This window comes from Paenibacillus ihuae, assembly GCF_001368795.1.
Taxonomy (GTDB): Bacteria; Bacillota; Bacilli; order Paenibacillales; family Paenibacillaceae; genus Paenibacillus_AQ; species Paenibacillus_AQ ihuae.
On sequence record NZ_LN831198.1, the window covers coordinates 182,454 to 208,314 of the forward strand.

22 protein-coding genes, 1 pseudogene and 1 riboswitch are annotated in these 25,861 nt (G+C 51.2%); of the genes and pseudogenes, 21 read left to right on the forward strand and 2 right to left on the reverse strand.

The window, feature by feature from the left end:
- Window positions 1–320, reverse strand: a pseudogene (locus AQR02_RS00795) (hypothetical protein); the annotation flags it as partial.
- A gap of 117 nt (window positions 321–437) precedes the next feature.
- Here AQR02_RS00795 and AQR02_RS00800 point away from each other — a divergent pair.
- On the forward strand, window positions 438–752 hold the full coding sequence (locus AQR02_RS00800) for a hypothetical protein (protein ID WP_054938964.1): 315 nt from the start codon (window positions 438–440) through the stop codon (window positions 750–752).
- 68 nt (window positions 753–820) lie between these two features.
- Here the strand turns inward: AQR02_RS00800 and AQR02_RS00805 are convergent, their stop codons facing one another.
- Window positions 821–2,725, reverse strand: coding sequence for a beta-N-acetylhexosaminidase (locus tag AQR02_RS00805; RefSeq protein WP_054938965.1), 1,905 nt, complete (start codon window positions 2,723–2,725; stop codon window positions 821–823).
- An 84-nt stretch (window positions 2,726–2,809) separates the two neighbouring features.
- Between AQR02_RS00805 and AQR02_RS00810 the strand changes: the two genes are divergently transcribed.
- The 20 genes from AQR02_RS00810 to AQR02_RS00905 all read left to right on the forward strand — a co-directional run.
- Window positions 2,810–3,667 carry an AraC family transcriptional regulator gene (locus AQR02_RS00810; RefSeq protein WP_054938966.1) on the forward strand — a complete coding sequence of 286 codons (858 nt, stop codon included), beginning with the start codon at window positions 2,810–2,812 and terminating at the stop codon, window positions 3,665–3,667.
- Between the two features lie 441 nt (window positions 3,668–4,108).
- On the forward strand, window positions 4,109–4,279 hold the full coding sequence (locus tag AQR02_RS00815) for a hypothetical protein (protein WP_209444103.1): 171 nt from the start codon (window positions 4,109–4,111) through the stop codon (window positions 4,277–4,279).
- A gap of 9 nt (window positions 4,280–4,288) precedes the next feature.
- Window positions 4,289–5,935, forward strand: a complete 1,647-nt coding sequence (locus AQR02_RS00820; RefSeq protein WP_054938968.1) for a sensor histidine kinase — start codon at window positions 4,289–4,291, stop codon at window positions 5,933–5,935.
- Window positions 5,936–5,958: 23 nt separating this feature from the next.
- The gene (locus AQR02_RS00825; RefSeq protein WP_054938969.1) at window positions 5,959–6,594 is read left to right on the forward strand and encodes a response regulator; all 636 of its coding nucleotides are present in this window, start codon (window positions 5,959–5,961) and stop codon (window positions 6,592–6,594) included.
- A gap of 356 nt (window positions 6,595–6,950) precedes the next feature.
- A complete protein-coding gene (locus AQR02_RS00830; RefSeq protein ID WP_054938970.1) occupies window positions 6,951–7,691 on the forward strand; it encodes a YveK family protein in 741 nt (246 codons plus the stop codon).
- On the forward strand, window positions 7,675–8,316 hold the full coding sequence (locus AQR02_RS00835; RefSeq protein ID WP_054938971.1) for a CpsD/CapB family tyrosine-protein kinase: 642 nt from the start codon (window positions 7,675–7,677) through the stop codon (window positions 8,314–8,316). The genes AQR02_RS00830 and AQR02_RS00835 overlap by 17 nt, the downstream gene beginning before the upstream one ends.
- A 45-nt stretch (window positions 8,317–8,361) precedes the next feature.
- Complete coding sequence (galU, locus tag AQR02_RS00840) at window positions 8,362–9,252, forward strand: UTP--glucose-1-phosphate uridylyltransferase GalU (RefSeq protein ID WP_054938972.1); 891 nt, start codon at window positions 8,362–8,364, stop codon at window positions 9,250–9,252.
- A 63-nt stretch (window positions 9,253–9,315) separates the two neighbouring features.
- Window positions 9,316–10,008, forward strand: a complete 693-nt coding sequence (locus AQR02_RS00845; protein WP_054938973.1) for a sugar transferase — start codon at window positions 9,316–9,318, stop codon at window positions 10,006–10,008.
- Between the two features lie 25 nt (window positions 10,009–10,033).
- The gene (locus AQR02_RS00850; protein ID WP_054938974.1) at window positions 10,034–10,969 is read left to right on the forward strand and encodes a glycosyltransferase; all 936 of its coding nucleotides are present in this window, start codon (window positions 10,034–10,036) and stop codon (window positions 10,967–10,969) included.
- Window positions 10,970–10,978: 9 nt separating this feature from the next.
- Window positions 10,979–12,292, forward strand: a complete 1,314-nt coding sequence (locus AQR02_RS00855) for an O-antigen ligase family protein (protein ID WP_054938975.1) — start codon at window positions 10,979–10,981, stop codon at window positions 12,290–12,292.
- Window positions 12,293–12,321: 29 nt separating this feature from the next.
- Entirely contained in the window at window positions 12,322–13,095 is a 774-nt protein-coding gene (locus tag AQR02_RS00860) for a WecB/TagA/CpsF family glycosyltransferase (protein WP_054938976.1), read from the forward strand.
- 28 nt (window positions 13,096–13,123) lie between these two features.
- Window positions 13,124–14,617, forward strand: a complete 1,494-nt coding sequence (locus AQR02_RS00865) for an O-antigen ligase family protein (protein WP_054938977.1) — start codon at window positions 13,124–13,126, stop codon at window positions 14,615–14,617.
- The gene (locus tag AQR02_RS00870) at window positions 14,583–15,968 is read left to right on the forward strand and encodes a lipopolysaccharide biosynthesis protein (protein WP_054938978.1); all 1,386 of its coding nucleotides are present in this window, start codon (window positions 14,583–14,585) and stop codon (window positions 15,966–15,968) included. The genes AQR02_RS00865 and AQR02_RS00870 overlap by 35 nt, the downstream gene beginning before the upstream one ends.
- A 248-nt stretch (window positions 15,969–16,216) precedes the next feature.
- Entirely contained in the window at window positions 16,217–17,071 is an 855-nt protein-coding gene (locus AQR02_RS00875) for a glycosyltransferase family 2 protein (RefSeq protein ID WP_054938979.1), read from the forward strand.
- Window positions 17,058–18,251, forward strand: coding sequence for a glycosyltransferase family 4 protein (locus AQR02_RS00880; protein WP_054938980.1), 1,194 nt, complete (start codon window positions 17,058–17,060; stop codon window positions 18,249–18,251). The genes AQR02_RS00875 and AQR02_RS00880 overlap by 14 nt, the downstream gene beginning before the upstream one ends.
- Window positions 18,245–19,384: a glycosyltransferase family 4 protein gene (locus AQR02_RS00885; protein ID WP_054938981.1), complete on the forward strand. Its 1,140-nt coding sequence runs from the start codon at window positions 18,245–18,247 to the stop codon at window positions 19,382–19,384. Before AQR02_RS00880 ends, AQR02_RS00885 begins: the two co-directional genes overlap by 7 nt.
- A 100-nt stretch (window positions 19,385–19,484) precedes the next feature.
- Entirely contained in the window at window positions 19,485–20,585 is a 1,101-nt protein-coding gene (locus AQR02_RS00890; protein WP_054938982.1) for a glycosyltransferase, read from the forward strand.
- Window positions 20,586–20,589: 4 nt separating this feature from the next.
- A complete protein-coding gene (locus AQR02_RS00895; protein WP_054938983.1) occupies window positions 20,590–21,930 on the forward strand; it encodes a UDP-glucose dehydrogenase family protein in 1,341 nt (446 codons plus the stop codon).
- A 422-nt stretch (window positions 21,931–22,352) separates the two neighbouring features.
- Window positions 22,353–23,726 carry a sugar phosphate nucleotidyltransferase gene (locus tag AQR02_RS00900; RefSeq protein WP_054938984.1) on the forward strand — a complete coding sequence of 458 codons (1,374 nt, stop codon included), beginning with the start codon at window positions 22,353–22,355 and terminating at the stop codon, window positions 23,724–23,726.
- Between the two features lie 138 nt (window positions 23,727–23,864).
- Window positions 23,865–23,944, forward strand: a riboswitch (cyclic di-GMP riboswitch).
- A gap of 12 nt (window positions 23,945–23,956) precedes the next feature.
- Window positions 23,957–25,861, forward strand: a 1,905-nt coding sequence (locus AQR02_RS00905; RefSeq protein ID WP_209444104.1) for a glycosyl hydrolase, incomplete at its 3' end; no start/stop codon positions are given.

Consider the following 25,861-nt stretch of genomic DNA (forward strand, 5'->3'; position numbering starts at 1 on the left):
TTAGCAAGCGGCAGCACTTCGGCAGGTTCCGAATGCCTGTTATCCATCAGATCGTCCTGCAGGAAAAAAAAGAGCATCAGCACCACATTGCCTGCGGACATCCGGCGCGTCTCTCCGGCGCTTAATCCGCACTCGCTGCTTAACCAGTACGGCAGAAGATAGCAGATGTAGTTCTTCTTGCTGTGAACCTGGAATACATCAAATTGCTCCAGATAGGCCAGTCCCTGTGAACGGAGCGGTTCCGGAAATCCGGAGATGATCGTTCTGCAATCTTGAAATACGGTGTAAAGCTCCTCCTTATAATCCTCCAGCCAATTCATAGTAGGCTTGTCTCCTGTCAAAAAACTTATTTTTAAAAGGAAAAATGTGGGTTTTCACCATGATTATATGCTGCAGAGCGGTCTATTTCAATTAGAACTTATGGGGGTGGTTTGCAGATGAAATGGTATACCTTGGGCCAAATGCTGATGCAGATCCGGATCGGGCAAAAGGCCGCCACTCCCGATGGGCGCACCGTGCTGCGCACCTCCAGGGGATTGTTCTGGCAGAACGGGAGATCGGCCGGGGCATCGGTCGAGATTAAAGGTTATCTCTTCTCGGACATCTGGAACATCTTCGAAGATGATGAGAGCCTGCGGGAAAGCGCGGGCCGGGAAGAGCTGGAGCAGCGGGAGCGTGAAATGCTGGCGAATCAATATGAGGAAATCCGCGGGGAATTTCTTCAGGCAAAGAGAACGGCAGAGCGTGAATGAGATGAAGGCTCGGCAGACCAAGTGAAATCCAATCCGGTCTGCCGGGCCTTTGATATGGTAAATAGGTCTTAGATCAGGGCTTCATATTCACTTCGGAGGCGGAGCAGCTTGCTGACACTTTGCTCAAGACCGCCAGCCCGGTTGCGCCGGGTCCACAATTGGCGGTAGCTGTGCAGCAGCAGGTCAAGATCCTTAATCTGACCTTGAAGCAGAGCCGGATCAATTTTACCTGGGGATGTAGTCAGCTGCAGCTTAAGCCGTCCGAGGTATAACGCATGTTTCACAAAATGGATACCGTTCGCAAGCTCCTCCCGGACAAGCTCCGCATCATCGCATGCCAGATCCAGCTCCTCCAGTTGCTCCTCTATCGTGCTGATGTACGCTTCAAGCTGATCAAAATGAACTGGTGTAAGCTTCTTGACAATTCCCATATTGTCCAGCCGGCTGCGCAGCAGCATGGACAGCTCTGAATCGTTGGGACGTAAGGTTCCGGATTCCAGTTTATAATAATTGCCAAGGTCAAGCAGCAATTGTCCGATTGTTGCTGAACGGTCCTGGAAGACGGAACGGTTCAAATATCCTGCAACATCAGCTTCGAGATTGTTCTCCACATTCCAGGATAATGCGGCACCGTATATGAAGCCGGCATAGCTGACAGGAAGATGCTGCCAATGCCCGAAGTCTCCCCAATCCGTAATCAGGTAGCCTATTGCCCCGTTCGTTTTGCCGTGAACAGCGGCATTGCGAAGATTGGCCAGCATATTGTCGGTCCGTCCGGTCAGGGAGTTCCAGGAGCTGGTGCCGGGACAGACATAGAACGGGATTCCCGCTTCACGGAATTTAAGTGTATCCGCCTCGAACGGATGCCCGGCGCTGTAGCCCCATTCCATGGCAATGATATCTTTAGGCAGGTGCGGGATCAGCTCCGGATGCTGGATAATAATATCCCCCCAGAATTGCATCGTTTTGCCTCTGGCGGTAACAAGCTCATGAATCCTTTGCAGGAAAGACAAGTAGAGCTGCCCTTTGCCTGCGGAGTCGGCCAGTGCTTTACTTTTACCAAGCCCTAGCTCATAGGTCTCATCACAACCGACATTAAATTGCGATGAAGTGAAATAGGGAAGAAGATCATCGTACATTCTGCCCAGCAGACTAAGGACTTCAGGGTCTTCCGTATGGAAGGTCCCAGGCTGCATAAACAGACCGTCCGGATACAGATCGCTGTCATACATTGTATCCGGGAGCATGAAGCCCTCTGGAATTTCAGCCAGGTGATTGAACTCCGGCCGGCTCAGCCAATGCTCCATGTGGCCGAAGCTGTTCTGGTTCGGTACCAGCTCGATAAAACGCTCACGGCTATAGGCATCAATCCGCAGAATTTCTTCGCCGGTTATCGGTGTTTCCAGCTCCCAGACCCGTGGAAAAGACTCATAGGCAAAAGGAGAACCTTCTATATATAACTGCAGCTGGTTGAACTTCAAATCCGACATCAGATCAATGATCCGGTAAAGCGTTTCAAGCTTCGGGATTTTGTTGCGGCTGATATCGATCATCAGGCCTCTGGCTGCAAAGTCCGGTTGATCGAGAATGGATAGATAAGGCACGTCTCTTCCGCATTGCTCCAGGATTTGTTTCAGCGTGGCGACTGCGTAGTAAGCGCCTTCCGGAGTACTGTAGCTTATCGCGATTCCGTCCGCTCCGGCTGTAATCTCATAGGCCTGTGCCGGAAGCAGCCGATTATAACTAAAGTTATAGGCAGACTGGCGGGAGGGACGGGGACCTATAGACAGGGGCAGCTCCAGCCGGAGGACTTGTGAAGTCACCTCTTGAAGCTTGCGGGCAGCGGGCAGAATGTCACGGTTCTCTGCATCGTTAAGAACGATACTTCCTTTGGCCGGGATCCGGAATAGTCCTCCGGTCACTGTAAGTGTTCGCGGGCGGGGCAACAGCTGTAAGACAGGGATTTCTGACATAGCGTGGACACCTCTTATTCATGTAGAATATGATCATCTTCAGATTAACCATATCACTCCTAAACAAAGGGAGGAATGCAATGTATGGCCAAGGTCATGGATTATATGATCAGTCCGTATCCCATTAGGATTATTGATCCGAAGGTGGATAGCTCTATGTTAAGGCTGGGAGGCATCCGGATAGGGCAAGCAGGTCACCTGCCAGGCAGAACGTTATTCCGCAGGGGTGTAGTTTTTGAACATTGGGCGCTGGTCTATATTGTATCCGGCTCCGGTACCTTGGCGGAGAACGGGGGGGAGGTTCAAACGGTCCGGGAAGGCAGCCTGTTCTTCTTTCGCCCGGAGAGCAGCTATAGCTTTGGTCCGCCGCCTGGAGGGAGCTGGGATGAATATTATATTAATTTTAACGGGAAGCGTGTGGATGAGTGGCTGGAGTCGGGTCTAATAGCAGCGGGAATGATATTTCAGGGAAATGCACTGGCAGGACTTGCGGCTTCGTTCGAGGAGGTCCTGGGTCTCATGGACGGGGGCGAACCTGCTGATGCCGACCGGGCAGCACTTCGTCTGGAGGCGATCCTGCTGGAATGTTCGCTCGTGACCCGGGACAATACGCGGTTCTGGCAGCATGATGCTATGCCGCAGATTCGCAAGGACTTGAATTCCTGTGTGTATGAGCAGCCGGACTTACCGCGGATTGCCGCAAAGCACCATATTTCCATGTCTACGCTGAGACGTCTGGTCCGCAGCAGCAGCGGATATCCGCTGCATGAATATATCCACCGGCTCAAAATGGCGGAAGCAAAGCATTTACTGCTGAATACCTCCCTGCAGATCAAGGAGATTTCAGGCATGCTGCAGTACAGCGATCCGTTTTATTTTTCGAGGCTATTTAAGAAATATATGGGGATTTCCCCCCAGCTTTGCCGCAGTAACGTTCATTAGCCGACATAATTCTGCTTCATGTGTGGATTGTTGTCGGAATATGATGATTGATGTTGACACTGATAAAAATAGGATGTTATCATTTAGATAATATTAGCAGTTTTTATTAGTTCTTATTGACTATGTTATGCCGGAGATGAAACCATGAGAGAGTTTTACTGCATTAGTTGCCGTAGTCTCCATAAGGTGGATGTGCGTAATAATCATACTGTACGTATTCTGTCCACCGGGTATCATATCGTTGGCGAGCAGCGTTATCAGATTTGTATCTGTGATCCTAACAAGTTGCATCTATCTTTGCCAGTAGTAGCCGAATAAGCTGCCCGGATGATGCCCTATAACCGATAGTATTCAGCGAATTAGCCTGTCCAGCTGGTGGAGAGGCTAATTCGCTGTTCCTCAAACTTTTATTTGAGATTGATAGCGCTATCTTTGGCTTATATGGATAAAATTAAGTTGAACTTAGGAAAAAAAGGTGGACATTCTGTTATTTTTTTGAAAAGAAAACGCTATCAGCAAATGTTGAAACTTGTTATTGTGATTTTTCTCATGTATGATGCTTTTAAACAAAGCTTTGATAAGCTCGCATTTTCCAAAAAAGGTGGAGAATAGGGTGGTGGGATGAACATTAAAACAACCGCGGAAGACAGAATGATTGCTTTTTACAGATATTTCTCTTTGTCCCTCACATCGCTTATGTACCTCCTGGACCACACGGGGCCTTCCGTACTTTATAAATCCCTATTAATCATTGCACTCTTTATGATTGCTCAAGTGTTCACGATCTACTACCGGAGGCTCCGGGCCAGACCACGGGTTCTTATGCTGGTAGTTAGTATAGAGATGGCGGGCGTTATAGCATTGACTTTACTGACTGGCGGCTTTGAGAGCTCCTTCAAGCTCTATGTGCTGAATCCTGTTTTAATTGCGGCAGGCTCATTGTCATTTTATTTCAGGTGGAGCCTGCTTCTGAGTTATATTGGCATAGTGACTACATTTTGTTACGTTTTTTTGAACTCTGAAGGCAAATCTTTCGCAGATGCGGTGCTTCAGAATGGAAACTTGTTTCTAGCCCTGGTACTTACGGTTATAGTTATGCAAATGGTTAACAGGATCAAGCGGCAGCGGGAAGAAGCAAACGCGCGGACCAACGAGACCATGGAGCATATTAAATCACTCTATCATATCGTGGAAACCTCCAGCCAGCATGACTTCATGAACATCGGGCAGGTCATCACGGACTATGTGGTGAAGCTTACCAAATTGGATAAGGCCTTGTTCTGGTTCGCCAAGAAAAGTGGTGAACCCGCTCCCCAGAGCCGGCAGACCGGCTGGCAGCATGAAGAAGAACGTTTTTTGTTCACAGAGCTGGAAAAGCATGAGCACGAGTGGAGACTGCAGCGTGAGCCGGTGTTCAAGAGTCTGCCTGGCCTTGGCGACTTTTTGCTGATGCCGGTAAGGATGAGCACCCGATTTGTCGGTATGATCGGCGTGAAGCTGGAATCGTCGGAGGGTCTTGAGGGCCGCAGATGGTATATTCAGCAGCTTATGTTTCTGTCGGAGCTTAGCGCAATTATTCTTGAGCGCCATGAACTGGGTGTCATCGAAAATCGGCTGATCATCACGAATGAACAGAACCGGATAGCGGATGAAATGCATGACAGCGTGTCGCAGAGCCTTTTCGGCATTGTGTACGCAACCCACTCCCTGAAGCAGACCTGGCGTAAAATGTCCGAGTCCGAGCTGGAAGAGCAGATTGACCTCATTCATGATTCAGCGACCAAGGTTGCCAAAGAGCTGCGGATTACGATCTACAGTCTCAGCTCCAAGAAAAGCGGCGGACCTACCTGGCTGGGTATGGTGAGATCGCATCTTAAGAGTTTATCCAGGTTAAACGATGTGGAAATTGAATTGAAAATAACGGGTGATGATTTCAGTCTCCCTTATCCTTACCACAAGGCTCTCTTTCGGATTATTTCTGAAGCGACAGGCAACGCCATACGTCATGGTGCGGCCAGCAGGGTGGATGTCGAACTGTCCCTCAAGCCCAAATGGATCAGACTTTCAATAGTGGACGATGGCGTCGGTTTTGATACTGATCTGCTCTGGACAACGTCTGAGGATACTACCAGCGGACTTGGCATGAAGAATATGCAGTATCTGGCTCAGTCTTTAGGCGGAGATTTCCAGTTATCGAGCAGCGAGAATGCAGGAACCAAGATTTTAATTTCAATACCTGTCGGTGTGGCTGAATTAAAAAATGCATAAACTTTAGGCAGGAGGTCGTTCAAGTGAATATCGTCATTGTTGATGATCACCCTTTGGTGAGAAGAGGATTGGCAGCAGTCATTTCCATGCAGCCTAATCTGCATTTTGCAGGCGAAGCAACGAATGGCCAGGAAGCTCTTCTTGTTATTGAGGAGACACAGCCTGATCTTGTGCTGATTGATCTGAGGCTAGCTGATGAGTCGGGTTTGGATGTGATCAAGGCTGCGAGGGCCCGCGGGCTGAGCAGCAAATTTATTCTGCTGACCTCTTCGGCAAGCAGAGAGGACTTCCTCAAAGCGGAAGAAGTCCTGGTTGACGGCTATGTGCTGAAGGAAGCACTGCCGGAAGAATTGCTGTTCGCGATCCAGTTGGTCCATAAGGGCCGGAAGTATTATGATCCCGGACTGATGGAAGATAAGATGCGGATGAGCGGCAGCAGCCCGACGGACGAATTGACACCGAAGGAGAAGGAAGTGCTGATTGAACTTGGCCAGGGTGCCTGCAATAAGGACATTGCTTCGCGTCTGTTCATCAGTGAATTTACGGTCAAGAAGCATGTGAGCCAGATTCTTGCCAAGCTTCAGGTGGCTGACCGGACGCAGGCTGCGCTGTACGCTAATGCGGTAGGGCTGACCAAGTACGAAATGTCTTATGATTAACAGGCTTTTGTAATCATTCATGAAATGATGGAACACGGACACGGATGTCCGTGTTTTTTTGTGTCCAAATCTCCCTGAAGCTAACACAGTGATGTATAGGGATTTAAAGGTTTTGCTAATGAAATAACGGGCTGCGTCGGCTTAGCTTCCATCTATTGATAATATTTACCAGCGGCATGGTACAAAAGTATACCATGAGGCCCCACTTACGGACCAAACCCACTCACACGAAAGTGAAGATTAAAGTAATGGTAGGAGCCATGTGGCAACTCGTACCGCTTGATAGAATTAAAGCAAGATATCTGAAACTTTCATGATTGCTTTCAGAATGCAACTAATGCGGAAGGAGGGTTACTGTGGAAAAGACGATTTTAGATTACATTAACCTGATTAAGAAGAGGTTGTGGTTGATAACGGTGTTTGTATTAATCTCCTGTGCTACCACCTTCTACATCAGCAAGAACTTCGTTGTACCCGTCTACTCCGCCTCCGGACAGCTGCTGGTCAACAATACTGCAAATGTACCCGAGAGCAATAATCTCAACAACTTGAACTTCAGCCTTAACCTCATCGAGAGCTACAAGGAAATTATGAAGTCTCCCACGATTATGAAGAGTGTTGTAGCCGATCATCCGGAGTTTGGCCTTACGGAAGATCAGCTGGCTGCGAAGCTGCAGGTAAAGACCTCCGAGAAAAGCCAGGTCATCAATCTCAGTGTAGAGGATGAAAGTTACAGCAAGGCGGCAAATATTGTAAACGCGGTTTCGCAAAGCTTCATCCGCAGCCTGCCAACGCTCATGAAGCTGGACAATGTAACATTCCTGACTCCGGCGGATCCGGCGGATGTACCGGCAGCGACAAACGGCAGTTTTGCAATGAACCTGGTTATCAGCTTTGTTGTCTCATTGATGGCCGCTATCGGAATTATCCTGCTGCTTGAAACACTCAATGGAACACTCCGCACCGAGAAGGAAGCTGAATTTGATCTGGGACTGCCGGTCATTGCCAGCATCCCGACAATCCGCAAACGCGATCTCGGCAAAGCGGCAAATGCTAAGGCAAGAGTAGGGGAGGGCGCTTATGTTACGGCCGAATAAAAGTTTAATCGCGGACCTGAACCCGTCTTCGCATATCTCTGAATCCTTCCGCTCGCTTCGTACCTATATCCGCCAGCTTGGGTTGGCCGGAGGGAGCGGCGGGCAGGTGCTTCTCTTTACTTCCGCTGAAGGAGGAGAAGGCAAGACGACGATCCTGTCCAACCTCGCCGTTTCTTTTGTCCAGGACGGTAAAAGAGTTGCTGTGGTTGACTGCAACCTGCGTCATCCGGGACTCCATAACGTGTTCGAGGTGGAAGGCAGCCAGGGTCTTGCCTCTTACTTGAGCGGACAGGAGGAAGCCAAGGATATTGCCGTCTACGGGAACCTTGCCAATCTGGCGGTTATTCCAGCCGGTATTACCCGGGTGAGTCCTCCGGATCTGCTCGGCAGCGACAAAATGGCCACTCTGCTGGATGAGCTGAAGGCAAGCTTCGATCTGATCCTGCTTGACTCTCCGCCGGCGGTAGAATTCAGTGATGCGCGGATTCTGGCCCCGCTATCCGATGGTGTAATCCTCGTGGCAAGACACGGGAAGACCAAACGTGAAGCCGTCCGCAAGCTGAAGGTGCTGATGGAACAGACCGGTTCTAAAATTCTTGGCATCGCCATGAATCAGGCTAAATAAGAGTTTTCAAACATATCCCACCAAACTTTATAGGAGGTAAGTGCGATGAAAAAGGTAAAGAAGGTAATTATCCCTGCAGCAGGGCTAGGAACGCGCTTCCTGCCTGCGACAAAGGCCATGCCTAAGGAAATGCTTCCAATCATCAACAAACCGACCATTCAGTATATCGTGGAAGAAGCCATTGCTTCCGGTATTGAGGACATCATTATCGTTACCGGTAAAGGAAAGCGGGCGATCGAGGATCACTTCGACAACGCCTTCGAACTGGAGTCCCGCCTGCTGGAAGACGGCAAGCTGGAGCTGCTTAAAGAAGTTCAACGTTCCTCTAAAGTGGAAATACACTATATCCGGCAAAAAGAACCAAAGGGTCTCGGACATGCGGTTTGGTGCGCAAGACGGTTTATCGGAGACGAGCCTTTCGGCGTAATGCTGGGGGATGATATCGTAACCGGAAAAACGCCATGCCTCAAGCAGCTGATCGATCAATACGAAGAAACACAAAATTCGGTGATCGGGGTACAGGAGATTCCGGATGAATTCACCAACCGCTACGGGATTATTGAACCGGATCTTCAGGACGGACGGCTCTACCGGGTTAACAATTTTGTTGAGAAGCCGGCGCTGGGTACAGCACCATCCAATCTGGCAATCATGGGACGTTACGTATTTACTCCAAAAATCTTTAAATATCTGGACCTGCAGGAAAAGGGTGCCGGAGGCGAAATCCAGCTTACGGATGCCATCCAGAAGCTGAATCAGAGCGAACGGGTTTATGCCTATAACTTTGATGGTACGAGATACGATGTCGGCGAACGGCTCGGTTACATTTTGACTACGCTGGAATTTGCACTTCAGAGCGACGACCTGCGCTATCCGGTGATGGATGCGATGGCGGAATGGCTCAGCAAAGCCGGACAAATCACTCTCAGCAGCTAATCCAATCTTGCGAATACTTAACAAAGCTAATTTGCACCTAAACATTAGGAGGAATGAGGAGAAATGAGCATGCAAAAACTGCCGGAAGACTATGAGGCCGTCCTGCCGAAACTTTACATGCTGCATGCCAAAGAAGGAAGTAAAGAAATGGATTCCTATCTGGTAATGAAGCGGATTATCGACGTTTTTTTCTCCGCTCTTGGCCTTCTCGTACTACTGCCGCTCTTCGCTCTTGTGGCCATCCTGATCAAGCTGGAAGACCCCAAAGGCAAAGTGTTCTTCCGGCAAAACCGGGTAGGCAAAGACGAAAAGCTGTTTCCCATGTATAAGTTCAGATCCATGGTCTCCAATGCCGAGGAGCTGAAAGCGAATCTGATGGCCTATAACGAAGTGAGCGGGGCAATGTTCAAGATCAAAAATGATCCCCGCATCACACGGATCGGAAGATTCCTGCGCAAGACTAGCATCGATGAACTGCCTCAGCTCTGGAACGTGCTGATGGGCCACATGAGTCTTGTTGGTCCCCGTCCTCCGCTCGTTGAAGAGGTGGCGCAGTATACGGATTACGACAAGCAGCGGCTGCTGGTTACACCGGGATGCACAGGATACTGGCAGGTTAACGCCAGAAACAGTGTCGGTTTCGACGAAATGGTGCAGCTGGATCTGACTTATATCCATATCCGCAGCACGATGCTGGACCTTAAGATCATTTTTAAAACCGGCCTGATGCTGCTCGGTTCCAAAGACGCTTATTAAAATTATGGGAATTGGGTGATAGCCGATGACTGAGTACGGACACGTCCCTAAGATTTCCATTATTATCTGCACTTATAACAGGTCGGCTTTACTGGTTAAGACGCTCCAGTCCCTAATCACACTGGAGAACCTGCAGGAGGCTGAGATCATTGTGGTGGATAACAGCTCCACGGATGACTCGGCAGCCGCCATTAAAGGCTTTATTGAGGCTCATGGTGCAGAAATGGATATCCGATATCTTCTGGAGCCGGTACAGGGATTGTCGGCGGCCCGGAATACAGGGATTCTGGCTTCCAAGTCGCAAATCATTGCATTTCTCGATGATGACGCGATACCTTGCCGGAATTGGATTACCACAATCATTAATACATTTGATGAAAGGCCGGAAGTCATGGCCATGGGCGGAAAAGTCGCCCCCATCTTCGAGAGTAAGCGCCCGGACTGGCTGATTAAGCCGTTCGAGCTGCCGTACACTATCGTCGATCTGGGCGGCAAGGTCAGGGAATATCCGAAGCGGCTGCATCCTTGCGGAGCCAATATGGCGATGCGCAAACCCGCGTTCAACATCAGCCTGTTCCCGCTGGATCTCGGAAGAAAAGGGGACTCCCTTATCTCCGGTGAAGAGACGTGGCTGTTCGGCCAACTGCAGAAAGAAGGGCACACCATCCTTTATCATCCGCAGATGGCCGTCGAGCATTTCGTAGCGGCAGGGCGCCTGACGGAAGATTGGATTATGAAAAGGTATTACAGCCAGGGCATCTCCAACGCCATGAAAAGCGAAGGGGTAAAAGGTAATCTGCTCCTGCTCGGAAAGACAGCCGCCAAAGTAGTGTATATCCTGGTGGACTCGGTACTTTCCAGAAGCCAGGGCAGAAAACTTTTGAACAGGTGCCGGCTGGAGAGCATTCGTGGAACTCTTCATATGTTCTGGAACAGGAAGAGGGAATCTGCAGCGGGGTGAGGGAAGACAATGACTAATTTTGAGTGGGGCTCCAAAATGAACGCTTTGCCATACGGAATGCTCTACCTCGTGTCCGCACTGTTCCTGGGGACAGCGGTCATTTACCAGCCGGCAATTGCGGTAGCGGCCGTACTCCTGATTATTTTGCTGGTTGTCTCCATTTCACGACCCGAGCTGATTAGTTATTTCGTTCTGCTGACGACAGCCATCTCCATCAATTTCTTGTACAACGGCAGCATGTTCGGAATTGAAATCCTCTCGCTCTACAAGCTGGTGATCCTGGTGCTTCTGGTGCCCTGCATTCTGGTAAACGGACTGAAGTTCAAGCTTAGTCCTCCCCTATGGGCCATGCTGGGACTGGTATTTATCACCTTCGGCTTCTCCATCTGGCTGCCGGAGATGAGCTCCTCGATTGCCGTAAAAGCCTTCATCGGATTATCGCTTCCCTTCGTATTTCTCCTGATCAATTGGAAGAAAGAGGTGGCTGAGAAGCAAATCCGCATCATCGCCATGCTGCCGCTGGTCAGTGTGCTGGCGGGAGTGCTGCTGCAGGCGGCTCACATGCATGCATTTCTCGACATTGAGTTCACTGGCGCTGTACGGATACAGGGGGCGAACATTCCGGCGCATTTGGCGATGCTGGCCTTCATGGGTATAGGCATTTCATTTATTGAGATTAAACGCAGTCCGCAGCATATCCGTTATTTCTACATCATGCTGGCGCTGAACTTTCTGATTCTGATCGGAACAGGAACGCGCGGACCTATATTAGCCCTGGTGCTGATGATTCTCTATTATTTCTACGACATCTCACGCCAGTACTTAAAAGGCAAAACGCAGTATCTGATTCCACTGCTATGTTCAGTGATGTTAATCTTCTCGGCAGTTTATCTGCAGCTGGATAACATCAAGAAGCGTTCCTTTGAACGGACAACTGAAACGGGGGTTGACCTGTCGGGGCGGGCGGAGGCCTGGGAGTACTTCCTGAATAAAGCGGCAGATTCCCCATGGTCGGGAAGAGGACTGGGAGCAGTTACGGTCGCGAATGACGGGACGCTCTATAAAGGCTTTGTTGTTCCGCATAATGAGTACATCCGGTTTTACTTCGATGGAGGGTATATCGGCGCTATACTGCTGCTGCTTTCCTTATTGGCTGTGTTTCTTCTGGTTTACAGAGCTTTGGCACCGCCGGTCAAACCTTACTATCTGCTCTTTATAGCAGCGTTTCTTATTTATTCTTTCTCCGACAACACGCTGTCGACGGTCCAATCCATTATTCCGTTCTGTTGGTACCTGAACTGCCTGTATCGATCTTCACAGTAGGCCGACTCCCCACAAAAAGAAGTGATACGATGAACCAAGTTAACATGTTCGATGTCAATTTCGATAACTATGATTTCATGGATTTGCTTGAATATATCGACAAAACGATTCAGGAAAGGAACCAGTCCTACATCCTGACCTGCAACGTCGATCATGTGATCAAGCTCCGTAAGGACAAAGAGTTTCAGACGGTTTATTCCGAAGCAGGCGCTGTAGTAGCGGACGGAATGCCGCTGATCTGGGCTTCTAAGATGCTCGGCAAACCGCTGAAGCAGAAAGTATCCGGCGCAGATCTTTTCAGCCGTCTGGGCAATGCCTTTGAGCAGAGGAAATACCGCCTGTTCTTCCTTGGCTCAGCAGAAGGGGTTCCCGAGCGGGCTACTCAGAATCTAAAAGCGGCTTATCCGGATATGAACATCGTCGGCTGCTATTCCCCTTCCTATGGCTTCGAGCATAACGAAGAGGAGAACCGGCGTATCATCCAGATGCTGACAGACAGCCGGCCGGATATCGTATTTGTCGGTGTGGGTGCGCCGAAGCAGGAGAAATGGATCTACCGCCATTACACCTCTTATCAGGCGCCGATTTCGATCGGCGTGGGCGCTACCTTTGATTTTCTCTCCGGTTCGGTAAAGCGGGCGCCGAACTTTATGCAAAAGACAGGGCTCGAATGGTTCTGGCGGCTCAGCCAGGAGCCGGGACGGCTCTGGAAAAGATATCTTGTGGACGATGCCCAATTCCTGGTCCTGCTGCTCAAAGAGCTGCGCAAGAAGGATAAAATGAAGGGCAGCAGTCTTGAATGAATGACCGGAGCGGAGGTGGGAAAAGAAGATGTCGGACCAGAATGAAAGCAGCTTGACGCTGCCATCCTTGACAGCGGTAAGATCGGGTGCGGTTATGGCGTTGATATGTGCCATATGCCTTGGCCTTCCGCTGATGATCGGGTTCGCCAGTGCGAAACTTAGTGCTTCGAACAGCCTGCAGGGCGTGGTTCTGGCGGGGATTCTCTTTCCCGCCTTCCTGCTGGCGCTGGTGAAGCCGAAGCAGCTGCTCACCTACACACTGCTCGTATGGGCGGTGGCTCCGGAGCTGAGGCGTATCGCTGACTGGTCGGAGGGTGTGTACCATTCCGTATCCCTGCTCAGTCTGGCGCCGCTGCTAACGGGTGCACTGCTTGCGGTTCCGGTGCTCAAGGAGATTCACCGCATCCGCAAATCCTCCACCCGGATCATCCTGCTGTTCTCCGTAGCCCTGGCCTACGGTGCACTGATCGGCCTGGCCAAGAACGGCATAGGTTCAGTGTACGACCTGGCGAATTACATCGTTCCGCTGCTGCTGATTCCATTCTTTGCAGTCACGCGGTTCAACCCGAAGGATATTGACCGGCTGCTGTACTCTTTTGCCAACATTGCAGTGCTGGTAGCCGTTTACGGTATCATTCAATATCTGACCGTTCCGCCATGGGATGCCTTCTGGATGAGGAACGCCGATATGATGTCCATCGGAACCCCGTATCCTTTGGAAATCCGGGTCTTCTCCACACTGAATTCACCCGGGCCGGCTGCAACCTTCCTGGTGTTCGCGCTGGTTCCGATGATTCTGGAGAAGAGATGGCAAGGCACACTGCGCTGGATCGGCGTACTGCTCGTAGTGATCTGCCTGCTGACCACTCTGGTCCGCTCCGCGTGGCTGGTGATGCTGGTAATGCTGCTGGTCTACATCGGCTCCTCGCCTTCGAAGGGCAAGTGGAAGGCACTGCTCCAACTGGTCTTTGTAGCGGCGGCGCTGTTCTGGATTGTACCAAAGCTTCCGGGTGCGGAGGGGCTGGTCGCCCGGATGGAGACACTTACCTCTGTGCAGGAAGACCACTCCTATAACGAACGGCTCAGCCTTTGGCAGAACATGCTGCCGATGGTCGCATCCAATCCGGTGGGTCAAGGGATAGGCAGTGTAGGGCAAGGAACGAAGATAGGCAACGGAGGAGAACTCGGGGAATACGGCAATATGGATAACGGGTTTATCGCATTGCTGCTTACCTTCGGAGTATTGGGTGCTTTGTTCTTCTTCGGTGCACTCGGTGCAGTTATTAAACAAATTGTCAGCCGGGTAACCAGCAAGGACAGTCTCCAGCCTTATGCCAGGCTGTCGCTGGCCGCATGGACGGGAGCGGTAGTCAGCCTGGTATCGGACAACGGATTCCCCGGACTTAAAGGATATCTGATCTGGATGCTGATTGGCCTGGGCCTTGGCGCTAAAGAGATTATTGAGAGCAGAAAGAAGGGGACACCACATGCAGCAGTTGAACGCGAAATCATTTCCCACTAGCACTGTCTGGTCCTCGCTCAAGAGCTTTACGAAGAGCAAGAACAACAGCTCTGCCGCCGTAAAAACGATGATGGTCAGCATACTGATACTGCTGGTAAATATGCTTACCGGTGTGCTGACCGCCCGCTACTTAGGCCCAACAGGCCGCGGGGAACAGACGGCTATGGTGAACTGGTCGCAGTTTCTGGCGTTCAGTATGAGTTTCGGTATTCCCTCGGCGCTGATCTACAACGCTAAGAAGAACCCGGATGAAGCCGGAGTGCTATACCGGGTGGCGCTGTTAATCGGGCTTGGGTTCGGGGTGGCAGCAACGACGGTAGGCATTCTGGTCTTGCCGTACTGGCTGAAATCCTTCAGCCCGGACGTCGTCCTGTTTGCGCAGGTGTCGATGATCCTATGCCCGCTGATTGTGCTCTCACAGGTCAATAATGCAGCCTTTCAATTCAGAGGGGATTACAGAACCTTCAACCTGCTGCGGTATCTGATTCCGCTTTTGACGCTTGCAGCGATTGGGATTCTGATCCTTACCGGAAGCATGAATCCATTTACTACCGCACTGGCCTATCTGGTTCCGTCGGTTCCGCTGTTTATCTGGATGACGATCTCGCTGCTCCGCACCTACAAGGTAAAGATGAAAGATACTTACCTGAATTTCAAAAGATTGTTTACCTACGGGCTCGGCTCTTACGGCAATGACCTGCTCGGCCAGTTCTCCTACTATATTGACCAGATCATTATCGCCGGCCTGCTGCGGCCAGCCGATCTGGGGTTGTACGCGGTCGCGGTGAGCCTGTCGCGGATGGTCAACTTCTTCTCAAATTCAATCACAGTGGTGCTGTTCCCGAAAGCTTCCGAGCTGTCGAAGGATGAGGCGGTTGCGCTGACCTTCAAAGCTTTCCGGATCAGCACCACCTGCACCTTGCTCGGTGCGCTGTTCCTGATGCTGGTGGCTCCATTCGTAATTCCGCTGCTGTACGGCAAGGATTTCAACACAGCACTGACTGTGTTCCGCCTGCTGCTGCTGGAAGTAACGATCAGCGGAGGTACACTGATTCTGGCTCAGGTGTTTATGGCGCTCGGCAAACCGAAGTTTGTCTCCATCCTTCAGGGGGTGGGCCTGATCCTGGTGATCCCGCTGCTCTTCCTGCTGGTGCCGAAGTTCGGATTGTTCGGAGCAGGGGTAGCGATGCTCTCCTCTTCAGTGCTTCGCTTCTTGTTCATTGTTCTTAATATCAGATATAACCTGAAAGTCAAGCTTCCGCGGCTGTTCATTAACGGAGAAGACATTCAGTGGATGAAGACGACGATGAATTCTTATATTCGTAAAAAACCTATGGATACCAGCAGTTAAGTAAGAAGTTAAATATGCGAGCAGAGGACTCGATGCGAGCACTTAGCAGCTAAAAAACCAAGGGACGGTGCCAGAGGAGCGAAGAGAAAGTTTGGAGCTGTAGAAGCGTTAGCGTTCGCCTTTGTCTTCTGATTTCAACCGCAGCCGCGGTTCAATCAGGAAATCAGAAGACAACAGCGATCGAAAGCCCAAATCTTTCTCGCAGCGACGAAAGACACCGGACCAAACCAGTAAAGGAGGAGACCTTCATGGATTCAGTGACAAGCGTGCTTGGCGGCCCGGGCAGTTACCCGATTTCGGCTGTCATCATTGCTCAGGATGACGAAGTTCGCATATCCAAAGCAATTCAGTCCTGCCGACTATTCGCCGATGAGGTGGTTGTAATCGACGGAGGAAGTAAAGACGGGACGGTGCAGCTGGCCGAAAGCCTAGACTGCCGGGTGTACGTCAACCCATGGCCCGGATATGCCAAACAAAGGGAATTCGGGGTGGAACGCGCCGTCCATGATTGGGTCTTCCTGATTGATACCGACGAAGTGGTCAGCGATGAGCTGGCCCAGGATATTCTGCAGCGTAAGCCGGCCCTGACGGACAGGGCTGTGGCGTACTCGCTTTACCGGATCGGTGATTTCCTGGGCAGATGGCTGGACAAAGGAGAATACCTGGTGCGTCTGTACAACCGCAAGGAGTACGGCATCCGCAACTCTCTGGTGCATGAAATGCCGGAGGTTGAGGAAGAGCGGACTGTCCGCCTGAACGGAATTCTCTGGCACCAGGGCTTCCGGAGCATCAATGACCATGTGGCCCGCTTTAACAAATACACCGATCTGGAGGCGCAAAGCGCTTTTGCCAGCGGGAAGCCGTTTAAGCTGAGAAATCTGCTCCTGCGGCCGCCGGCACGGTTCCTGCAGAAATATTTCCTGCACGGTTTGTTCAAAAAAGGCATTTCGGGATTCGCGGTATCCGTATTCTGGGTGATGTATGAATTCATGGTCGGCTTCAAGCATTACGAATTAACAAGCTCCAGCAAGCTGGCCCGGCACAACGCACAGGGTCAGGCGGAGAAAGAAAAGAAAGGGGAGCGAAGCTATGCCGTACAGTGACGGACTCAATATAATGACGACCGGCCTCAGTTGGCCATCGCTCCAGCCCGGCGGGCTCAACACATATTTTAAATCCGTATGCGAGCAGCTCTCCGCACGCAATCAGGTGCATGCGCTGATCTGCAGCCAGGAGACGCCCTCCACCCCCAAAGAACTCATTATCCATAACGCCGGCGATCCCAAAGAGACCATCTGGAAGCGCAAGGATGCATTCCAGCGCAAAGCAGCGGATTTGATGGGAAACGGCAGCGGGCGTATTGATATCCTATACTCGCATTTTGCCCCATACGGCATTGGGCCGGCGATGGAAGCGAAGAAGCGGGGCATTCCGGTGATTATGACCTTTCACGGACCGTGGAATGAAGAGATGAAGATCGAAGGCCAGGGCATTAAGCACCGGGTCAAGACGACCATTGCCAAATCAATTGAACGCAAAGCCTATAAGCTGGCGGATAAATTCATCGTACTCAGCGAGTACTTCCGTGACATGCTGCACACGCTGCACGGTGTACCGCTGCACAAGATCATCGTTATCCCGGGTGCTGCGAATGTGGAACGTTTTGTTCCGGCAAGCAACCGGCTGGCCGTTCGGCGGACGCTGAATCTGCCGGAGGGGGCAACGACAGTGCTTACCGTACGGCGGCTGATGAACCGTATGGGGCTGCTCCAGCTGCTGGATGCCTGGAAGCAGGTCACGGAACGCTTCCCGAATGCGATTCTGCTGATCGGCGGCAAAGGGCCGCTGCGTGCTGAGCTGGAAGAAAAAATCGCCGATTACGGCCTTGCTAACAAGGTCCGGCTGCTCGGATACATTCCCGATCATCAGCTGGCCTCCTATTATCAGGCAGCCGATATGTTCGTGGTTCCCTCGCAGGCGCTGGAAGGCTTCGGCCTGATCACCGTTGAAGCACTTGCTTCCGGTCTTCCCGTAATGGCCACGCCAGTAGGCGGCAACAAAGAAATTCTGCAGGGTTTCCGCCCGGAGCTGCTGTTCAAGAGTGCGGCCAGCGATGATATGGCGGAAGGCATGATTCATATGCTAAGCAACCGTAAGCTGCTGCCGAGCCGCGACGAATGCCGGGATCATGTGCTGGAGAAATACACCTGGGAGCATGTGGGTGACCGAGTGGAATCCGTATTCCTTGAAACTTTGGGAAAGGGTGTGGCCGCAGGATGCTAAAAGTCGCTTATATTGATCACACCGCGAAGTGGAGCGGCGGAGAGGTTGCTCTTTTCAACATTCTTACCAATATCGGTGAGCAGATTGAGCCGCTGGTAATCCTGGCGGAAGAAGGAACGCTCGCTGAACGGCTCCGCGAAAAAGGGATTGATGTCCGCATTATCCCGCTGGATGAGAGCATCCGCAGCCGCGGCAGAAACGCCGTCAACCTCGGCGCTCCGGCGGCAGCCATCAAGCTGCTGGCTTACGGACGCAAGCTGGCGCCGCTGCTCAAGCAGGAGAAAGTGGATTGCGTGCATACCAATTCCCTGAAGTCGGCCTTTTACGGCGCAGTTGCCGCCAAAAAAGCAGGAGTGCCGCTGATCTGGCACATCCGGGATCATATCGGAGCCCCGTACCTGAAGCCGGTTGTTGCCAAGGCTATCCGGCTCCTGTCACGCCTGCTCCCGAACGGCGTAATCGCCAATTCCCACTCTACGCTGAATGCGCTGGAGCTGCCCCGCACCAAAAAAACCCTCGTCGTGTATTCCGCTTTTGCCAAAGCGATCGGCGAAGGAATCGGCAAACGGGATCAGAAGGATTTCAACGTGCTCCTGGTAGGGCGGCTGGCACACTGGAAAGGCCAGCATGTCGTGCTGGAAGCAGCGAAGGCGTTTAAACAAGATAGCCGGGTGAAGTTCTGGCTGGCCGGTGACGCGCTTTTTGGAGAAGAAGAATACAAACAGGAATTAATCCGCAAGATGCAGCAGGATGATCTGAGCAATGTCAGTCTGCTGGGACATGTGGATGACATACAGGGCCTGATGAATAAAGCTGATTTGCTGATACACACGTCGATCACCCCCGAGCCGTTTGGCCAGGTTATCGTCGAAGGCATGGCGGCTGGACTGCCGGTGATCGCCTCCAATGAAGGCGGACCGGTAGAGATCGTAGTACCCGGTGTAACGGGACTGCTGATCCAGCCTGGAGACGCTAAGGTACTCGCAGAATCAATCACCTGGATGCTGGACCATCCCGAAGAGCGCAGACGGATGGCGGATAGTGGAATGAAGCGGGTGAAAGAGCACTTCGTCATCGAGAATACAGTCAAGGACATCGTTGACTACTACAAAGGATTGCTGGCAGCGACCTAATAGATTCCCGAACTCAAGCCAAAGCGTAAACAACAACCGCCTGCATCCATACAATCACTACTTGATGATGCTGCTCCATAAAACTTTGAGGATGATTCACATGAAAATTGCGATAGCGCACGATTACTTAATCCAAATGGGCGGGGCGGAAAGAGTAGTGGAAGTTTTCCACCACATGTATCCGGATGCTCCGATCTTCACGACGGTTTTTAACGGAAGCCGCCTAACCGACAACCTCAAAGATGCGGATATCCGGGCCTCCTGGCTGCAAAAAATTCCGGGAGTGAAGACCAATTTCAAAGGGGTGCTGCCGCTTTATCCCATGGCCATCCGAGATCTGGACTTTCGCGGATATGATATTGTCCTGAGTTCCAGCAGTGCTTTTATGAAAAGCATTCAAGTGCCCGAATCGACGTTTCATCTATGCTACTGCCATACGCCAATGCGCTTCGCCTGGGATTATGACACATACATGGAGCGGCAATCAAACTCCGGACTGTTCAAAAGACTGCTGAAGGTCTACATGCAGCGGCTCAAGTCCTGGGACCAGCGGACATCCAAAAATGTGAACCAGTTCGTAGCCAACTCTTCCGTAGTGAAGAAGCGGATTCAGAACTATTATCACCGGGATGCCGATGTGATTTTCCCGCCGATCAACACCGCCCGGTTCACAAGCTCCAGTTCCATCGGCGATTATTACCTGATCGTCTCCCGGCTTGTTTCCTACAAGCGGATCGATCTCGCCGTGGAGGCCTTCAACCGCAATGGTCTTAAGCTCTATATCGTCGGTGACGGACCCGACCGCAAACGGCTGGAGGGCATGGCCAAAGACAATGTATCCTTCCTCGGACGGCTGGAAGATGGAGAGGTAACAGGCCTGATGTCACAGTGCCGGGCATTTATTTTTCCGGGAGAAGAGGATTTCGGGATTACGCCGTTGGAGGCGAATGCCGCAGGCAGACCGGTCATCGCTTATCAGGCCGGAGGCGCGCTGGACACTATCGTGCCATACGTCAATGGTGTGTTTTTTCAGAACCAGGAGGTTGACGATTTACTGAAGGCCATCCACGAAGTGGAATCCTACCCATGGGATATCGGCCAAATTATGGGCCATGCCCGCAAATTCGACGAACAGGCGTTTATGGAGCAGTTCAAGCAATATGTAGAGCAAGCCTACATTAATTTCCTAAAAGGAGGATGATTGTATGAAGCTGGCAGTTATCGGTACCGGTTATGTCGGTCTAGTATCTGGCGTATGTTTTACACTTAACGGGAATCATGTCATCTGCGTCGATAAGGATGAGGAAAAAATCAGCAAGCTTAACCGGATGGAATCCCCCATCTATGAACCGGGGATTGAGGCATTGATTGAGATGAATCTCCGGGAGGGCAGATTATCCTTCTCTTCGGATCTTCAGGAATCGGTGCGCCGCTCTGATATCGTCATTCTGGCTGTGGGTACACCTTCTTTGCCGGGTGGCGAAGCGGATTTAAGGTATATCGAAGGAGCCGCTACGGAGATTGCCCAGGCGATGGAAGGCTACAAAATCATCATGACCAAGTCGACTGTTCCGGTTGGCACGAATGAGAAAATCCGCAACCTCATCGCTTCCCACACGAATCATCCCTTCGATATTGTCTCCGCTCCCGAGTTCCTGCGTGAAGGCTCTGCAATCCGCGATACCCTTCATCCGGACCGGATCGTTATCGGCCTCGATAATCCGCAGCTTGAGCCGACCATGCGCCAGCTTCATCAGGGCTTCACGGAAAATGTCTTCGTAACCGATATCCGCAGTGCGGAAATGATCAAATATGCTTCAAACGCATTCCTGGCAACCAAAATATCTTTTATTAATGAGATTGCCAACATTTGCGAAAAAGTGGGAGCTGATGTAACCATGGTGGCGGAAGGCATGGGAATGGACCGCAGAATCGGCTCCTCGTTCCTGCAGGCCGGCATCGGTTATGGAGGCTCCTGTTTCCCGAAAGATACCAATGCCCTGATCCAGATTGCCGGTAACGTCGATTATGAGTTCAAGCTGCTGAAATCAGTGGTTGAGGTGAACAAGGACCAGCGGTTCATGATCATCTCGAAGCTCCATGAATCGCTAGGTAGCCTGCGCGGCGCAGTCATCGGTATCTGGGGGCTGGCCTTTAAACCGAATACCGATGATGTCCGCGAAGCTCCGGCGCGTGAAATCGTCGAAGCACTGGTGGCAGAAGGAGCAACAGTGAAGCTGTATGACCCGATTGCTGCTGATAACTTCAGAGCAGGGTATGATCATCCGCAGCTGCGCTGGTGCGGTCTTCCGGAAGAGGCGGCTGAAGGCAGCGACGCTATCTGCCTGCTGACCGACTGGGCCCAGTTCAAGGATATCGATCTGCATCAGCTGGCCGGCAGCATGCGCCGCCAGATTCTGATCGACGGCCGCAACGTCTACTCCAAGGAGCAGATCGAAGGCACCGGGCTGGAGTACCACTCGGTCGGCCGCCCGCAGATGGGCGGATTGAGCGGATATTCCCCAAGCGTCGCCGGGGCTGTGTAAGGTTTTGATCTTAACTGCCGCCTACCAAGCGGCAATACCGGACCTTTAGGTGGGAGCTTCGCCGACGGTTGCAGCGAGCAAAAAAGGCGTTGCTTCCAGACTGCTCGCCCGAGCAAGCAGGAGTTCTTAACCGTAAGCTGTTATGGAATGGAACGGAGAGGAATTTTGGAACTGTAGGAACGTAGTGTCCGCCTTTGTCTGCGGATTTCAACCGCGAACAGCGGTATTAAATCAGGAAATCTGCAGACAACAGCGGCCGAAAGTCCAAACATTCCTTGCAGTGACTCTCATAACAGTGTGATCTTTAAGAATACTGCGCTGCAGAAGAGTATTCTGCAAGGAGCATTCCAGCTCCACAGTCCGCAGCGAACGAATAACAATCCGATATTTTCGCGACAACACATAAATAGGAGGGTTCACTTATGAAACTGGTACTTCTATCAGGCGGTTCTGGTAAACGGCTCTGGCCTTTGTCCAACGATTCACGTTCGAAGCAATTTCTGAAGGTACTGGAAAGCCCGACGGGTGAACCGGAATCTATGGTACAGCGTGTCTGGAGACAGCTTGAGGAAGCGGGCATGACAGGTTCGTCTTATCTGGCAACGGGCCGCAGCCAGGTGGAATCGATTCAGAGCCAGCTTGGCAGCGAGGTTCCGATCATCGTTGAGCCTGAGCGCCGTGATACCTTCCCGGCCATAGCGCTGACAGCAGCTTACCTGTATTCGATGGCCGGTGTTTCTCCGGACGAAACAGTCGCTATCCTGCCTGTTGATCCCTATGTAGAAGCTTCATTTTTCGATACCGTAGTCCAGCTTGAGCAGACAATGGAGGAGAGCGGCGCAAATCTGGCGCTGATGGGCGTAGTTCCTGAACATGCGTCAGAGAAATACGGATATATCATCCCTACCAGTGCTGAGGCGGGAACAAGCGGATATCTGCAAGTGAGCCATTTCCAGGAAAAACCTGACCGTGTACAAGCCGAAGGTCTGATCAGCAAAGGAGCCCTTTGGAATTGCGGGGTGTTCGCTTTCCGCTTGGGTTATCTGCTTGATATTCTGCAGCGCAAAGGGCTGCCGCTTAACTACGAGGAACTGCAGAAGCAGTATAAACTGCTTGCCACCATCAGCTTTGATTACGAAGTGGTGGAAAAAGAGGAGAATATCGTGGTTCAGCCTTATGCAGGCTTCTGGAAGGACCTGGGTACCTGGAACACGCTGACCGAAGAAATGAGCAGCAATCTGGTAGGAAAAGGTGTTGTCACTGCCGATTCGGAGGGGACCTGCCTGATCAATGAGCTGGATATTCCGATTACAGTCATCGGGGCGAAGGATTTAATTATCGCCGCCAGCCCGGATGGCATCTTGGTTACGCATAAAGCGGAAAGCCCGCGGATCAAAGAAGTGCTGAAGTCTTACGAGCAAAGACCGATGTTCGAGGAACGCCGCTGGGGCCATTACAAGGTCATTGATTATGTGAAGTACGATGAGGGCAATGAAGTCCTGACTAAGCGGATTTTTATTGAAGAGGGCAAGAACATCAGCTACCAGCTGCACCGCAAACGCAGTGAAATCTGGACCTTTGTAAGCGGGGAAGCCAGCATTGTGATTAACGAGAAAATGCATAACGTAAAGGCGGGCGATGTGGTACGCATCCCTGAAGGCACCAAACATGCGATCCTTGCGCTAACGGATGTGGAATTTATCGAAGTGCAGACCGGCTCCGAGCTGGTGGAAGAGGATAATATCCGAATTACCTTGGACTGGAAGGATATAGCATTGCAACAGTTCATTTCATAGGCCTAAATAATCTATTTAACCAATTGTTACAGATCCAAAACAGGTATTAAGAACCATTTATTAAGAAATCTTCATTTTTGCTATAAACCTACAACTTAATAGAGTCGATACTTACGGTAAGAAGGATAAATCCTTCCAAAACGACAAAGGCAAACCTACTCGAAAGATAGGGACGCAAAGCTATAGGGCCTCTTAAAAGTGGCAGCCTGGCTACCGAAAGGAAGATCATTTTGAAAACTTACCGTAAGTTTCGTCTGTTGTCCGCCGTGTTGTCTCTGGCTGTGTTTTTGTCCGCAGTACCGCTTGGACTAGGACTTGCACCTTCCCGGGCTAAAGCAGCTTCAAGCACAGCTGTGCCAGTTAATCCGGACGCTTCAGCTGAAGCCGTCAAACTCCTCAGCAACCTGTATTCTATTTCCGGAAAAGGAATTATTTCAGGACAGCATGACTATCTGGAGAGCCCGGATGAATTTAGCAACAAGCTGAAAGGAACTAGCGGACAATATGCCGCACTTCACGGATATGAGCTTGGAGTAATCAGCGGACAATCGGAAAGCACTGCCGCAACGCAACGGAAGAATGTAGTTAATAGTGCTATTAACTGGTCGAAAGCCGGCGGTATCGTAGTGATGACTTTTCATGAGAATCTTCCAGGCACTACGTATACTTGGGCTAACGTGCAGAGATCACTGACACAAGCAGAGTTCAATAAATATGTAACACCAGGTACGGCGCAGTACACTGCGCTGATTGCAGATCTCGATAAAGTAGCAGTTTCACTCAAAAGCTTGCGGGATGCAGGTGTACCAGTACTATGGAGACCTTACCATGAGATGAACGGAGACTGGTTCTGGTGGGGGAAGAAGAGCAATTTCACTGATCTTTGGAATATTATGTATGATCGTTTTGTTAACGTTCATAAACTGAACAATCTGCTGTGGGTATGGAATCCGAATGCTCCGAATGCCTGGTCTGATCCCTATGAACTGACCTATCCTGGTGCGAATAAGGTCGATGTACTTGCAGCTGACATATACAATAATGATTATATGAATAGATATTATGACAGCTTGGTTAGTCTGGCTGCCGGTAAACCGGTCGGCATCGGTGAGAATGGTGAGATGCCGAGTACAGCTAAGCTGCAGCTCTCCCAGAAGAATTACGTTTATATGATGAACTGGGGAAAAATGCTCTATGATAACAACAGCACCGCTACAATCACAAGCTTTATGAATGACAGCTATACCCTGACCCGGGATGAATATAAGGCATGGACAGTCCCAGGAGCTACGGCAACGCCGACAGCTACACCAACGGCAACGCCGACAGCAACACCAACGGCAACGCCGACAGCAACGCCAACGGCAACGCCGACAGCAACGCCAACGGCAACGCCGACAGCTGTGCCAACGGTAACGCCAACGGCAACGCCGACAGCTATGCCGACAGCAACGCCCACAGCTACACCTGTACCTGAAAATACATTGCTGGCACCCGTACCGCTGGTAAACGGACTATCAGGTGAATATTTCAAGAATATAACGCTGTCCGGCACGCCTGTGCTGGTACGCAATGATAGTCTGCTTAATTTCAACTGGCGTCTGGCATCACCGGATGCTTCATTGCCCGTAGATATTTTTTCCGCACGCTGGACCGGCCTGATTAAGCCTTCTTATAGTGAAACCTACCAATTCTATACAACATCGGATGATGGTATCCGTGTCTATGTGAATGGAACGGCCGTCATCGACAGCTGGATGAAGCAGAGCGGTACCGAGCGTACCGGAAGCATTACCCTGAAAGCCGGACAGTATTATGACATAAAAGTAGAATATTATGAAAATGCCGGTGATGCCAATATCCGTCTGATGTGGCAGAGTCCCAGCCAGGCCAAAGTAACCGTTCCTTCAAGTGCATTGTTCCTGAAAAGCTCCTCATCATCTACAAGTACTGCAGGATCATCATTGGTTGCGAATTCGCTGGCTATGGTGCAGACAGTAACAGTGTCGCCAACGCCGACAGCAACGCCGACAGCGGCACCAACGCCGACAGCGGCACCAACGCCAACGCCGACAGCGGCACCAACGCCAACGCCGACAGCGGCACCAACGCTAACGCCGACAGCGGCACCAACG